Source organism: Dolichospermum flos-aquae CCAP 1403/13F (assembly GCF_012516395.1).
Classification (GTDB): domain Bacteria; phylum Cyanobacteriota; class Cyanobacteriia; order Cyanobacteriales; family Nostocaceae; genus Dolichospermum; species Dolichospermum lemmermannii.
Genome location: NZ_CP051206.1, coordinates 531,011 through 545,139, shown reverse-complemented (window position 1 = coordinate 545,139; position 14,129 = coordinate 531,011). Strand labels below are relative to the sequence as shown.

Sequence of the window (14,129 nt, the reverse complement as noted above, 5' to 3'; positions counted from 1 at the left end):
TTTTAGATGGTTTTACGGAATATGGTACAATTTTATTATAGCAATATTCAAGATGTTCAGATCCCCGACTTCTTTAAGAAGTCGGGGATCTATATTCTATATTCTATGATATTTAAACAACCTCTTTAAAAAACTTCCCATGAGCCAAACTGCCATAAATCTCGTTGCTATATTCGTCTTTCTCATGACTTTTTCCAGCCTATTAGGACCATTAATACATCTTTCCCCAACGATACCAGCTTTAGCTACTGTGACATTTTTAGGAATTGCAACTTTAGATAATTTCAGCTTTCAAGGAAAGGGAGGAACGATAGTATTAGATTTAGTGGCGCGATTTTCTCCAGAATATAAAGAACGCATTTTACATCATGAAGCAGGTCATTTTCTCGTGGCTTACCTGTTAGGAATTCCGGTGACTAGCTACACTCTCAGCGCGTGGGAAGCTTGGAAAAAAGGACAACCAGGACAAGGGGGAATAACTTTAGAAGATAGCGAGTTAACAGCGCAAATAGAAACAGGTCAAATTACTGCTCAAATGTTAGACCGTTATTGTACTATTTGGATGGCGGGAATTGCGGCGGAAACTTTGGTTTTTAATTCTGCTGAAGGTGGCAATGATGATAAAATTAGGTTAAATGAATTTTTGCAAGTTATCGGGTTTTCGGAAACAGGTTATCAGCAAAAACAACGGTTTCATCTTCTTCAATCTAAAAATCTGATTCAGGAAAATTGGGATAGTTATCAAGCTTTGGTGACAGCAATGAGAAAAAGAGCTTCGATTGTCGAGTGTTTAGAAATAATTACCTCACACAAAGGCACTCCAGACGGGGAGAAAATGAGCGGTTATCACTAGAAATCTTTGACACTGAATCGGACGCACTTTCAAGGGTTTTCGGCATTCTCCTTATAATTCTTGCGTCCTGAAAATCCTCAAATCCTATAAATTCTGGTATGTTCACGCCCGAATATCAGGCAGTTAACCGTTTCCAAGCGAGTTCTTTGCCAATTTGATCCCAGTTCCAGCGTAATAAATGAGCGGGCTGATTAGCGGCAAATGTTGGTAAATTAATAGCTTGTCTAGGTGCGTCCGTAGCGAGGCTAATGGCGGTTTCTAGGTCACAAATTCCCCATTTGACCAGATTTTGCACTCCCACTAATAATGGTAGGGTTGTTCCCGTTAATGTCCCATCTTGTAATCTGGCTGTACCGTTGATAATTTCTATTTGTCGGGTATCCCAAGGATAGATGCCGTCAGGTAATCCTAATGGTGCAAGGGCATCACTGACAATGAATAACCTTTCACTGGCCCGCAGAAGAATTTTTAAGATCATCGGGGCAACGTGCTGACCATCGGCAATAAAAGCACAGAACACATCAGGATTGTTCATTGCTGCGCCTAATAGCCCTGGTTCGCGGTGGTGTAGGGGTGGCATGGCGTTGAAGGCATGAGTTATCATTGTAGCACCTTGAGTAAAGGCTTGTTGGGCTTCCGCTGCGGTGGCTTGAGAATGTCCTAAGCTGACGGTGATTCCCAAAGAACGCAAATATGGGATGACTTTCCCGGTGGTGTCTAATTCTGGTGCCAGGGTGATGAGTTTGACGATATGGGCATAATCTCCCAATACACGTTTAATTTGGTCTATGGTGAGGGGAAGAAGATACTCGGCTGGATGTGCGCCGCGTTTGTAGTAGTTTAAAAATGGTCCTTCGAGGTGGACTCCGAGAATTTCTGCGGAGGTTGGAGAATTGGGGGTATAATTGGCGAGAATGGCGAGCGATCGCTGAATATTTTCGATAGAGGTGGTCACTAAGGTTGGTAAATAACCGTCAACTCCTGCTTCCCAAAGAAATGAAGAGATTTTTGGCAGCATAGAGGAATTTTCTACTGTTAATTCTGGAAAGGCCAAACCCAGTCCACCATTAATTTGTAAATCCACACCACCTAAAGAAATCCAGTCTCCAGCCACATCTAAAACTTGTAAGTCTTGTCGTACAACTTTTTCCCATGCTGTATTCATAGACATAATTTGCTCAATTATGCCTGCTTGGTTAACTAAGATTCTTTGTAAATCTTGATAACCGGGGACTTTTGCGTTGATAATATCTACATTTGCCAGCATGGTATTTTTGTCAGTTGTTCGTTGTCAGTGGTCAGTGGTCAGTAGGGGCGAAGCATTTGGAAGATAAATTATCGGTCATTGCCAAAAATAGTTCTCCAAATGCTTCGCCCGTACAGTGGTCAGTTGTTCCCAGTCCCCAATCCCCAGTCCCTAAATTATATGAGTCTCGAAGTTGGTATTATCATGGGTAGTGATTCCGATTTGCCTACAATGAAGGATGCGATCGCTATTTGCGAAGAATTTGGTATTGTAGTTGAAGTTGCCATTGTCTCTGCCCATCGTACCCCAGAACGAATGTTTGAATATGCTAAAACTGCACATCAACGCGGTATCAAGGTAATTATTGCTGGTGCAGGTGGTGCGGCACATCTTCCTGGTATGGTAGCATCTTTAACTCCTTTACCTGTTATTGGTGTTCCCGTCGCTACTCGAAATTTACAAGGTGTGGATTCTTTATATTCTATAGTGCAAATGCCAGCAGGAATACCTGTTGCCACTGTCGCTATTGGGAATTCTAAAAATGCTGGACTTTTAGCTGTACAAATTCTTGCTACTCACCAACCAGAATTACTCGAAAAAGTGCAAGTTTATCGCCAAAGTCTTTGTAATATGGTCATGGAAAAGCAAGCTAAACTAGATCAGTTTGGATATGAAAAATATTTGCAACAATAGATATTAACATGATTTCATATATAAGCCGTGAACGCTCCTATTAACACCTCAGCCCAAACCCAAAATCGCAAAGCAGATCATATCCGCATCTGTTTAGAAGATAATGTCCAATCTCCAGTAATTACCACTGGGTTAGAAAAATATCGCTTTACCCATACTTGTTTACCAGAAATTGATGGTAAAGATATTGATGTGAGTACGACATTTTTGGGAAAATATCTCCATGCACCTTTGTTAATTTCCTCCATGACGGGAGGTACAGAACCAGCGGGAATTATTAACCGTCGTCTAGCCGAAGTTGCCCAAGAATACAAATTAGCAATGGGTGTAGGATCTGTAAGAGTGGCAGTGGAAAAACCCCAAGTTGCAAATACCTTTGCTGTTCGTAAATATGCGCCGGATATTCTCCTCTTTGCTAATTTAGGCGCGGTACAGCTTAATTATGATTATGGTATTGATGAATGTTTGCGAATTATTGATCTGGTGGAAGCCGATGCTTTGATTTTACATATTAACCCTTTGCAGGAATTCATTCAACCCAGGGGTGATACTAACTTTCATGGATTACTTGACAAAATATCTAACTTGTGCAATAACTTACCAGTTCCCGTAATTGCCAAAGAAGTAGGTAATGGAATTTCTGCAACTATGGCAGAAAAATTGATAGCTGTGGGAGTGCAAGCTATTGATGTGGCTGGCGCTGGTGGTACGTCTTGGGCAATGGTTGAAAGTGAACGGGCAGAAACTGTCTTACAGCGGCGTTTGGGGCAAACATTTGGGGACTGGGGGATACCCACAGCCGATTGTATTGCCAGTATTCGGGAGCATGATCCCGATGTTCCCTTAATTGCATCTGGGGGCTTACGCAATGGTTTAGATGTGGCTAAAGCGATCGCTTTAGGGGCTGATATTGCTGGTTTAGCAATGCCCTTTCTCAAAGCAGCAGCAGTATCGGAAGCGGCTGTAGTAGAATTGACAGAGGTATTAATTGCCGAAATCACCACCGTCTTATTTTGCACTGCTAACATCAATCTGTATAAATTAAAACAATCTCAAAATTTACAGTTAATAATTTACAACTAACAACTAACAACTGTACGGGCGAAGCATTTGGAGAACTATTTTTGGCAATGACCGATAATTTATCTTCCAAATGCTTCGCCCCTACTAACAACTAACAACTGTACGGGCGAAGCATTTGGAGAACTATTTTTGGCAATGACCGATAATTTATCTTCCAAATGCTTCGCCCCTACTAACAACTAACAACTGACTTATAAATAACCAATGAATAATTTTCTTAAACAAACCTTAGCAAGTTTAATTGGCAGTTTACTAGGACTGACAATTTTCTCTGGAGTCAGCACAGTGGGATTCTTATTAATATTAATTGCGGTTGCTAGTTCTCAAAGTTCAACCCCAACAGTGAAAGATAAGTCAGTTTTAGTTTTCGACTTGTCTATGAATATCACCGATAGTGAACCTAATTCCAGTCAATTATTGCAAAAAACTTTTAGCGGTGTTGAAGAAAATAACATCACATTGCGGAAAGTTGTGGAAACCTTAGATAAAGCCGGACGTGATCAAAATATTGTGGGTGTTTATATAGATGGAACTAATGCTAATAGTGCAGTTGGTTATGCTTCCTTGAAAGAAATTCGTCAAGCATTAGAAAAATTCCGTAAAACTGGTAAAAAAATAATTGCTTATAGTACAGATTGGAGTGAAAAAGAATATTATTTAAGTTCTGTAGCCAATCAAGTTATAGTTAATCCTATGGGAGCAATGGAAATCAACGGTTTAAGTTCACAACCAATGTTCTTAGCGGGGGCATTTGAAAAATACGGTGTTGGGGTGCAGATTGTGCGGGTGGGTAAATTTAAGGGTGCAGTAGAACCGTTAATCCTCAATAAACTCAGCCCAGAGAACCGAGAACAAACGCAGAAATTGTTAGATGATGTGTGGGGAGAGTGGCGGAAATCTGTGGGTACAAGTAGAAACATTCTACCCCAAAAATTGCAAGCGATCGCTAATAGTCAACCAATTTTAGAACCCACAGCAGCTAAATCTAATGGTTTAGTAGATACAATTGCTTACGAAGATAAAGTATTTACTGATTTGAAAAAATTAACTGGTAACAGTGAAAAAGATAAAACATTCACAAAAATCAGCTTGAGTAATTATGCAGAAGTTCCTGGAAAATCCTTAGATTCAGATCATAAAATTGCCATTGTTTATGCAGAAGGAGAAATAGTCAACGGTAGCGGTGACGAAGGACAAATTGGCGGTGATAACTTTGCAAAAATATTCTCAAAAATTAGGCAAAATAATCAAATAAAAGCAGTAGTTTTAAGAATTAATAGCCCTGGTGGTAGTGCTACCGCAGCCGAAATCATGCAGCGAGAAATCAAATTAACTCGTCAAATTAAACCCGTCATCGTTTCCATGGGAGATGTGGCTGCTTCCGGTGGTTATTGGATTGCTAGTGATTCCAACCGCATTTTTGCCCAAGCTAACACAATTACAGGTTCTATTGGTGTTTTTGGCGTATTATTTAATGGTCAAAAATTGGGCAATAATAATGGCATAACTTGGGATACAGTTAAAACGGCTCAATATGCAGATCAACAAACCATTTCCCGTCCTAAATCACCTCAAGAATTAGCAGTTTATCAACGCAGTGTTAACCGCATTTATAACCTATTCTTGGAGAAAGTTTCCCAAGGACGGAAAATCCCAACTGCAAAAGTAGCAGAAATCGCCCAAGGAAGAGTTTGGTCAGGAACAGCAGCCAAACAAATCGGTCTAGTTGATGAAATTGGTGGTTTAAATGTAGCCATTGAATATGCAGCTAAACAAGCAAAATTAGGAACTGATTGGGAAATACAAGAATATCCCAGAGTTAGTACATTTCCAGAACGCTTATTTGGTAAAAAATTAGATGAAACAAAAGCCAAACTAGGAATAGAAAAAACCCAAACTAAAAATTCCAACCCCCTCATAAATGAATTGGGAAAATTACAACAGGAAATAAAAACTTTACAAACAATGAATGATCCTCAAGGGATTTATACTCGTTTACCCGTTAACTTCAAAATTGAATAGGGAATAATTATTAATCCAACTTCTCCTAGTAGTCTATCAATCCAAAAATGACGGATGAAGGCAAGCAGGGTGAGCAAGAATAGAACCATTAACCGTTAAAATGTCTTTGACAGACTACTTGTTAATTAACTAATAGCTTTTTGTTGCTGATATAACTGCTTAAATAAAGCTTGCTGTTGTTTATGATCAACAATTGGTTGCGGATAATTTGTTCCATAATAATCTAACGGGGGAATTTTCCCAGTTACCAAATATTCTGGATCTACATAACGCAATTCTGGTATCCATTGCCGAATATACTCTGCTTCTGCATCAAATTTTTGGGTTTGACTAGCTGGGTTAAAAATGCGTAATGGTTGGGAGTCCATACCACTAGAAGCACTCCATTGCCAACCTCCATTATTAGCAGATAAATCACCATCAATGAGTTTCTGCATAAAATATTTTTCTCCCCATTGGGGATTAATAATTAAATCTTTAGTCAAGAAACTGGCAACAATCATTCTACATCTATTGTGCATCCAGCCTGTTTCATTTAATTGCCGCATAGCCGCGTCAACTATAGGATAACCTGTTTTGCCCTCACACCAAGCCTGAAAATATGTTTCATTATTTTGCCAAGGGAAGGTTTTAAAAGTATCCCTATATGCACCGTTAGCTAAGGCTGGAAAATGGTACATAGCGTGTTGAAAAAATTCCCGCCATGCTAATTCTTTTTGCCATGTTTGGATACTGGCATTTACTTCTTCACTATTACTATTTGCTAAGGCTTCTATAGTAGTTTGCCAAATAGTTCTCATCCCAATAACACCAAACTTCAAAGCTGCACTTAATTGAGATGTACCATGAATTGCGGGAAAATTCCGCTGTTCTTGATATCCATTAATAGCAGATTTTGCAAAATTATCTAATTTTTCTTGTGCTGCTAATTCTCCGGGAGAAATTATTAATTCTGCATCCCAAATAAAACCTAAATCTTCAGCAGCAGGTAAATTAACTGTTCCCTCTTGTTGAGCAATTTCTTCTTCTTTAGCTGTTAAATTCTCTAGATTTGCTAAAGTTTTAACAGGTTTAGCTTTAGATTTAGTAATCCAATTTTTCCAGAAAGGAGTATAAACAGTATAGGGAGTTTTTGTACCGCTAAAAATTTCCGTTGGAGAGTGCAATAATTGATCCCAATTATAGTTAAGAAATTCAATTCCTTCAACTTTCAAAGCCTCACTTACTGCTAAATCTCTTATTTGGGAATAAGGTTCAACATCCCAATTCCAAAATACAGCTTTAGCTTTTAATGCTGCTGCTAATTTGGGAATTGCAATAACAGGATCATTTTGTAAAATTAATAATTGACTACCCGCTTGCTGATATCTTTCCTGAAGAGATTGCAAACAGCCAATCATATATTTTACCCTAACGGGGGCAATATCATCACCTTCGAGAATTTGGGGATCTAGACAAAATACACCCACAATCTTCGCACTTTTTTCTCTAGCCGCAGCTAGTCCCGTATGATCAGAAATGCGTAAATCTCGACGATGCCAAAACAGAATTAGATCAGACATGGAATATTAATATAGTTCTGATATACTAAATAAGATTATACCAACTTTATGTAAAGCTGCACAGAATAATCATCATTCATATTTATCTGTGTTTATCCGCGTTCATCTGCGTTCAAATAATCTTAAAATCTTACAATTTAGTATTACACCAAACTTGCACAACCCGACCTGTAACTTCTTGACCAAACCAAGGAGTATTATAAGCAAGTGTCTGAAGATTTGCCTTATTTACCTGCCAAATTTGCAGAGGATTAAATAAAGTTAACTCGGCTTTTTCACCAGGTTGAATAGCTTTAACTTCTTGTTGTAAACAAGCCGCAGGTTGATGACTCAAAACGCGCCATAATTCCAAAGCTGTAAATTCCCCAGTCGCTACGAGATTTTGCCAAAGTAGGGGTAATGCTAATTCTAAACCAATTGCCCCCGGCGGTGATTCGGCAAAGGCTTGAACTTTCTCCTCATAAGTATAAGGTGCGTGATCAATAGCGATCGCATCTATTACCCCTGTTCTTACCGCTTCCCGCAAGCATAGCATATCTTGGTGATTTCCCAAGGGCGGATCTAAATGCAAGGATGTGTGATAACTTCTAATAGCTGTTGTATCTAGTAAAACGTGCATCCATGTGGTACTAGCGGTAACAGGCACACCTTGAGCTTTAGCTTGAGCAATTAATTCGACACTGCGAGCAGTGGAAACACGCATAATGTGGACTGGTGTACCAATATCCGCAACTAATTCTAATAATGCGGCAATAGCCGTTGTTTCCGCACTGGCTGGAATCGGGGGTAAACCTATTCGCAAGGCTTCCGCACCTTCTCGCATCCTACCATTAGCGGCTAAATGGCGATCGCATGGCCAAAAAGCCACCGGTTTGCCAAAGGGTTGCAGATACTCCAAAACCCGTCTGACTATCCCCAAATTGTCCCAAGGTTTAGCATCAGTAAAACCCACAACCCCCGCTGCGGCTAAATCTGCTACCTCTGTTAATTGTTTACCTGCTAAATCCAAGGTAATTGCCCCCCAGATGTGCAAATGGGGAGAAGCTTTTCCTCTATCTCGCTGTTGCTGTAACTGTGTCACTAAAGCAGGTTTATCAATGGGTGGTGATGTATCTGGTAAAACACCAACTCTAGTAAAACCACCAGCAGCAGCAGCTTGTAATAAAGAACTTAAAGTTTCTCGTTCTTCAAATCCCGGTTCGCCTGAATGACTATATAAATCAACTAATCCAGCCCCAAGAATTAAGCCTTGACAATCACGAATAGAAGTATCAGCACTAAAATCTGTAATTTGTGGGACGATCTCTTGAATATAACCATCAATAATTAATACATCTGTTACTGTGTCAGTTTTCTGCACAGGATCAATTACTCTTACTTGTTTTAATAGTTCTTTAGTCATTGGTCATTGGTCAGTTGTCAGTTGTCATTGGTCAGTTGTCAGTTGTCATTGGTCATTGGTCATTGGTCATGGGAAAAATTCTTTTTCACTCCCCCTACTCCCCCTACTCCCCCTACTCCCCCTACTCCCCTACTCCTACTTCCCCTGGTTAGTAAACCAGGAGTTTAAAAGAGGTAAATACAGATTTACAACCTATGCAGCAAATTCAAGCCGTGCGAATCAGTACCACAGGTGCTAAATAAATCGAATTTTTCCGCTAATTGTTGAACTTCCTCAGTTTCCACCACACTAGGTTTCCAAGGTTTAGGATTATTGTAAGCGTAGAAAGTCTCAACACCATCAATACCATCACCCGCAGCCGCAGGAATGAGGTCAAAATGCGATCGCCTATACCGGGCTGGGTGAGCAAGTACCGCTAGTCCTCCCGCTTCGTGAATAGCTGTAATCACGTTAACTGCTTGATAAGCCTTGCCGACACTAGGAATTTTTTGTAAGTATGGCTTCATACTGGGATGTTCTGACTCAAAAGCATAAGCCAGAATGTGAACTTCATTATCCAGCAGATTGGCATTAATTTCTGCACCACTCCACAAATATGGAACATGAGCATCAGAATTACTCCACTTCCAATCTTCCAACCAAGCCAGGGCTGCTTGGTAGCCACTGATACTGTGATGATCAGTGATAGCTAGACCTTTTAAGCCAATTGCGATCGCTTGACTCATCAAATCACCCGGTTCTAGTTTGCCATCCGAGTGAACCGTGTGCATATGAAAATTAAATAACTGGGGACAACTTTGTGCATCAATGCGTTGGAATACTTGCTTTAGTAGTTCCTTAGAAACAGTAGTCCGGGCAAAATTTATAACCATAACCCCTCTACACGAAAATTACATTTTTCTCAAAACACCAACACGCCACACTTATAAATGAGATATAACCAATACCACTAACCAGTAAATACAGATACTTCCTCAACTGCACCAATTGATTTTTGCAATATGTTAAGACTACGTTAGCAAATATTAACGCTGATGGCGATGAGTATTTTTAATTACTTCCATCAAGAAAATATGAATTTTGCGTATAGGTTCTATCTGTATACCACCATTGTTACAACAAACCGACTAATTCACCTGCTCCAGTGACAACTTCACCAATTATATTAGCGGAGATATCCTGAGATTGAAAATGAGTAATTACCTGTTCTGCTTGCTGGGGTGGAACTAATAACACAAAGCCAATACCCATATTAAATGTATTATACATAGCCTCAGCACCCACAGAACCAGCCGCAGCTAACCAATGAAAGACAGGAGGAATAGTCCAACTATCAGGGATCATTTTAATCCCTTGACCCTTACTTAAACATCTTGGTAAATTTTCTGGTAAACCGCCACCAGTAATGTGAGCCATGCCATGAATTTCTAAATCTGATTGCAACGCAGCTAAAACAGATTTTACATAAATGCGTGTAGGAGTGAGACAAGTTTCCCCAATAGATGCACCATTTAATAAATCTGGGGTATCAGTCCAAGCAAAACCACCATCACTGACAATTTTTCTGACTAGACTCAACCCATTGCTATGGACACCTGAACTAGCTAAACCGATAGCTACGTCACCTACTTGCACCTGAGAACCATCTAGCATTCGGCTCTTTTCCACAATTCCCACGCAAAAACCCGCCAAATCGTATTCACCAACTTGGTAAAAACCGGGCATTTCCGCCGTTTCTCCCCCCAATAAAGCCGAACCAGCTAATTTACAACCGGTAGCGATTCCTGCTACCACCTGAGTTAATTGTTCCTTATCTAACTTACCTGTAGCCACATAATCTAGAAAAAACAGCGGTTCTGCACCCGATGTCAACACATCATTAACGCACATCCCCACCAAATCTATGCCCACAGTATCATGACGATTGAGAATTTGAGCTATTTTCAGCTTTGTCCCCACACCATCTGTCCCCGAAACCAAAACCGGTTCTTTGTAACCTGTGGGGAGTTGAAAGCAACCACCAAAGCCACCCAGTCCCCCCAAAACCTCTTTTCTAAAGGTGCTGTGAACCAAATTGCGAATTTGATCTACAAAAGCTCTACCCGCTTCAACGTCAACGCCTGCATCCCGATAATCCATGCCTAATTACACCGTTATCAATTCATAATTTAGGTTATTATTATCACACAAATTATGTACTCAAGACTTTTTTTGATAATTTGTGATTAATCCCGATCAATCATTGTATCCTAAATAATCAAAGATTGCTATCTAAAAATTTGGTAAATCAAGTGAGTAGCCAACTAACCCAATTTTATTACACAGCCCAGCACAAACCAAACCAATTGATTTATGGTAGCGGTCAAACCGCAGTGATTACAGGGTGGATGGTGAAGCAAGCTGTAGCTAAACATCTACAATCAAACGAATATGCTGTAATTGGGCAGTTATACTCACCTACCAGGGGTATCAACTTACTAATTCGCAATTTGTTACTAAATCCCCACGTTCACTATTTAGTTATTCTTAACGCCACCAAAGAAGATAAAAACGCCGGTGCTTGTCAATGTTTAGGCGATTTTTTCCGTCATGGTGTGGAAGAAAATATTAGTGATGCGGGGCGAAAATCTTGGGTAATTCGTTCTCAAATTCCTGGTTATATTGATATTGATATTGATATCAATGCCTTGGAAAAATTACGCCATTCCGTAGAAATTCAAGACGCTATATCAATTTCTGATGCTGTCGAGAAAATTCAATATTACGCCCAAAAAGAAATAGTAGCACCTTGGGGAATGCCTGTAGAATTTCCCATGACTACAATTGAACCAACCGTTTTACCAGGAACACGCTATGGACACAGAATTGAAGGCAAAACTATTGCTGAAACTTGGGTAAAAATCATTCACAGAATTAAAACCACTGGCACAATCAGACCAACTGGTTATGATGGTAAATGGCAAGAACTGATAGATTTAATGGCAGTTGTCACCGAAGAACCTGAAGATTTCTATTTTCCCGAACCCAATTATTTACCAATTGATAGAAGTTTCTTAGAAGAATATATTTCCCAAATTTTAGATGATGCACCCAATCGAGAAGGAGTAAAATACACCTATGGGCAACGTTTACGTTCTTGGTTTGGACGAGATCAAATTGAACAGGTAATTGAAAAATTAATTGGAGAAATTGATGCTGCTAGTGCAGTCATGACTTTATGGGATGTAAAAGATCATGAAAAAGGTGGTAGTCCTTGTTTGAATCATATTTGGTTAAGAGTAGTAGATAACGAATTATCATTAACTGCTGTTCTTAGAAGTAATGATATGTTTGCAGCTTGGCCAGCTAACGCAATGGGGTTGAGGTCTTTGCAAAAACATATTAGAAATGAGATTTGTCAACGTTCTCAATATGATTTGAAGCTAGGACCATTGATAACTCTGAGTCAGTCTGCTCATATTTATGATGATACTTGGGGTAATGCTGAACAACTAATTAAAGAACAATATTCTGCAATCTGCAAAAAATTAGATTACTATGATCCCGCAGGTAATTTTTTAATAGAAATAGCAGAAGAAAAGATAGTTGTTACACATACAACTCCTGGTAGTGGAGAAATTGTTGGTTGCTATTCTGGGAAAAATCCTTTGAAATTGATCAAAGAAATTTGTGCTGCAATACCAGCAATACGTCCAGATCATGCAGGATATTTAGGTATGGAATTGCAAAAAGCAGCGAATTGTCTTAAAATTGACAAGCCATACATTCAAGATCAGTAACCGCGAACAAACAACCATTTTAGAAATGGTTGTAGAAAATTTTAGTGTTTTCCAAAGCTCAGGGAGTATTTCATGTCAGTTTTGAGTTATCAAGATATTATTAGGGAGCTTGGTAAAGGTATATATTTTCATCCTCTTAAACCAGGTAGTATTAAAGATTGCGATTTATGTCTAACTGCGGGTGAGTGTGCTTATTCACTTGAAGAAGAACGACGCTTGACTATTTATACAGAACAAAACCAGCAAGGAGAGGAACGGAAATATTTCGACATACCAAAAAAAGATACAGCTTTAGTATGGACTAGCGAATCAGTATCCCTCAGTAATAAATTTCGCGGACCACTTTATTCCGTTGTCAAACGAGTATCAGACGGTTTAGGACACATTGGAACAAGAGTAAATCCTGAGTGGTCAGGAGTTCTTTGTATAGCCCTTCATAATGTTTCGGATAAACCAATACGAATTTACGTGGAAGATGTTAACAAACCAATTGCTTACTTGGCTGTTGAACAATTAAGTTCCCGGTGTTCCAATCCATCAAATAATCACAAACCTGACATTTCTGGAAGACTTGATGTTCTTCATGGACGATTAGGCCGTCAGGAGGTTGATGATTATTTTAGTCACCCAGACAATGTTTGGATGATGGATAATAACAAAGATACGCTAAAACAACTGATGCTTGATTCAAAGGAGTATAAAGAACTTAAAAAAGGTGTTAAAGATACATTACTAGGTTTTCTAGGTTCAGATCAACAAACTCGGTGGTCAGCAATAGGATCGATAGCCGGCACATTGGGAATTATTATTTCATTAATTGCTTTGTTCAAATCTTCGGATTCGTCTAATCTAAATCCAAAAACAGATACTACTCCTCAGAGACAAGCAAATCCAAATAAAACAGTATCTCCAGGCTCAAATAAATAGTAAATTTTGTTTTTATTAACAAAGATATTTATATTTCAAGCTCATATTTTTGTAATAAAACTAAAATTTGTTGATTCAACATCGAAAGAACCATAAGTTCTAATGTAAGGTAACTAATGAAAATGTACAAGATATATGTATCTGGCGCTTTGACTGACGTAGAAAATCCAATAGAAACTAAAGCACTATATGAAAAAATAGGCTTGGTTTGTGAAAAAGTTGGTCTTCAAGCTTACGTACCGCATTTACATACTGATCCAGTGAATAATCCTGATATTACTCCTCGTGAAGTTTTTGATAAAGATAAGTATGAAGTTAGTATATCTGACTTGGTTATTGCTTATCTTGGTTCGCTTTCTTTCGGTGTAGGAATGGAGTTAGCGTATGCAGAGAACAACAAAATTCCTATCATTCTTTTGTACGAAACAGGTAAGCGGATATCAAGATTTCCTCGTGGTATTCCGACTGTGATTGCTGAAATTCAGTTTAATGACTATGAAGATGCTTTAAATCAGTTAAAAGAGGTTTTATTAAAGTGGAAACAATAGCATCTAATATTTTT

Annotated in this window: 15 protein-coding genes; 9 read left to right on the top strand and 6 right to left on the bottom strand. The window is 39.0% G+C overall.

Translation table 11 applies throughout. The features are described 5' to 3' along the window. Nucleotides 1-139: 139 nt before the first annotated feature. Entirely contained in the window at nucleotides 140-853 is a 714-nt protein-coding gene (locus tag HGD76_RS02915) for an ATP-dependent Zn protease (RefSeq protein ID WP_168694909.1), read from the top strand. 115 nt (nucleotides 854-968) lie between these two features. Here HGD76_RS02915 and nagA read toward each other — a convergent pair whose 3' ends face one another. Continuing rightward, complete coding sequence (nagA, locus tag HGD76_RS02910; RefSeq protein WP_168694908.1) at nucleotides 969-2,120, bottom strand: N-acetylglucosamine-6-phosphate deacetylase; 1,152 nt, start codon at nucleotides 2,118-2,120, stop codon at nucleotides 969-971. Here nagA and HGD76_RS02905 point away from each other — a divergent pair. Genes HGD76_RS02905 through fni form a run of 3 tightly spaced genes read left to right on the top strand, consistent with a single transcriptional unit; the run spans nucleotide 2,111 to nucleotide 3,875 of the window. Further along, entirely contained in the window at nucleotides 2,111-2,311 is a 201-nt protein-coding gene (locus tag HGD76_RS02905) for a hypothetical protein (protein ID WP_148762352.1), read from the top strand. The two genes, nagA and HGD76_RS02905, sit on opposite strands and share 10 nt — an antisense overlap. Beyond that, the gene (purE, locus tag HGD76_RS02900) at nucleotides 2,280-2,792 is read left to right on the top strand and encodes a 5-(carboxyamino)imidazole ribonucleotide mutase (protein WP_168697343.1); all 513 of its coding nucleotides are present in this window, start codon (nucleotides 2,280-2,282) and stop codon (nucleotides 2,790-2,792) included. The genes HGD76_RS02905 and purE overlap by 32 nt, the downstream gene beginning before the upstream one ends. A 27-nt stretch (nucleotides 2,793-2,819) precedes the next feature. After that, nucleotides 2,820-3,875, top strand: a complete 1,056-nt coding sequence (fni, locus tag HGD76_RS02895; RefSeq protein ID WP_168694907.1) for a type 2 isopentenyl-diphosphate Delta-isomerase — start codon at nucleotides 2,820-2,822, stop codon at nucleotides 3,873-3,875. Here fni and HGD76_RS02890 read toward each other — a convergent pair. Continuing rightward, nucleotides 3,820-3,966: a hypothetical protein gene (locus tag HGD76_RS02890; protein ID WP_168694526.1), complete on the bottom strand. Its 147-nt coding sequence runs from the start codon at nucleotides 3,964-3,966 to the stop codon at nucleotides 3,820-3,822. The two genes, fni and HGD76_RS02890, sit on opposite strands and share 56 nt — an antisense overlap. Nucleotides 3,967-4,079: 113 nt before the next feature. Here HGD76_RS02890 and sppA point away from each other — a divergent pair, with 113 nt between their 5' ends. Continuing rightward, nucleotides 4,080-5,897 carry a signal peptide peptidase SppA gene (gene sppA, locus HGD76_RS02885; RefSeq protein WP_168694906.1) on the top strand — a complete coding sequence of 606 codons (1,818 nt, stop codon included), beginning with the start codon at nucleotides 4,080-4,082 and terminating at the stop codon, nucleotides 5,895-5,897. Between the two features lie 125 nt (nucleotides 5,898-6,022). Here sppA and HGD76_RS02880 read toward each other — a convergent pair whose 3' ends face one another. After that, a complete protein-coding gene (locus HGD76_RS02880) occupies nucleotides 6,023-7,459 on the bottom strand; it encodes an FAD-binding domain-containing protein (protein WP_168694905.1) in 1,437 nt (478 codons plus the stop codon). 130 nt (nucleotides 7,460-7,589) lie between these two features. Continuing rightward, nucleotides 7,590-8,861: a dihydroorotase gene (locus HGD76_RS02875; RefSeq protein ID WP_168694904.1), complete on the bottom strand. Its 1,272-nt coding sequence runs from the start codon at nucleotides 8,859-8,861 to the stop codon at nucleotides 7,590-7,592. Between the two features lie 14 nt (nucleotides 8,862-8,875). Between HGD76_RS02875 and HGD76_RS02870 the strand changes: the two genes are divergently transcribed. Further along, the gene (locus tag HGD76_RS02870) at nucleotides 8,876-9,013 is read left to right on the top strand and encodes a hypothetical protein (protein WP_210967708.1); all 138 of its coding nucleotides are present in this window, start codon (nucleotides 8,876-8,878) and stop codon (nucleotides 9,011-9,013) included. A 33-nt stretch (nucleotides 9,014-9,046) separates the two neighbouring features. Here HGD76_RS02870 and HGD76_RS02865 read toward each other — a convergent pair whose 3' ends face one another. Further along, a complete protein-coding gene (locus tag HGD76_RS02865; RefSeq protein ID WP_015083584.1) occupies nucleotides 9,047-9,733 on the bottom strand; it encodes a PHP domain-containing protein in 687 nt (228 codons plus the stop codon). A 241-nt stretch (nucleotides 9,734-9,974) separates the two neighbouring features. Beyond that, entirely contained in the window at nucleotides 9,975-11,000 is a 1,026-nt protein-coding gene (purM, locus tag HGD76_RS02860) for a phosphoribosylformylglycinamidine cyclo-ligase (protein WP_168694902.1), read from the bottom strand. A gap of 152 nt (nucleotides 11,001-11,152) precedes the next feature. Between purM and HGD76_RS02855 the strand changes: the two genes are divergently transcribed. From HGD76_RS02855 to HGD76_RS02845, 3 genes are all read left to right on the top strand, one after another. Further along, nucleotides 11,153-12,640, top strand: a complete 1,488-nt coding sequence (locus HGD76_RS02855; protein WP_168694901.1) for a thymidylate synthase — start codon at nucleotides 11,153-11,155, stop codon at nucleotides 12,638-12,640. A 72-nt stretch (nucleotides 12,641-12,712) separates the two neighbouring features. Further along, the gene (locus tag HGD76_RS02850) at nucleotides 12,713-13,567 is read left to right on the top strand and encodes a dCTP deaminase/dUTPase family protein (RefSeq protein ID WP_168633217.1); all 855 of its coding nucleotides are present in this window, start codon (nucleotides 12,713-12,715) and stop codon (nucleotides 13,565-13,567) included. A 116-nt stretch (nucleotides 13,568-13,683) separates the two neighbouring features. Further along, on the top strand, nucleotides 13,684-14,115 hold the full coding sequence (locus HGD76_RS02845; RefSeq protein WP_168633218.1) for an XRE family transcriptional regulator: 432 nt from the start codon (nucleotides 13,684-13,686) through the stop codon (nucleotides 14,113-14,115). Nucleotides 14,116-14,129 lie beyond the last annotated feature (14 nt).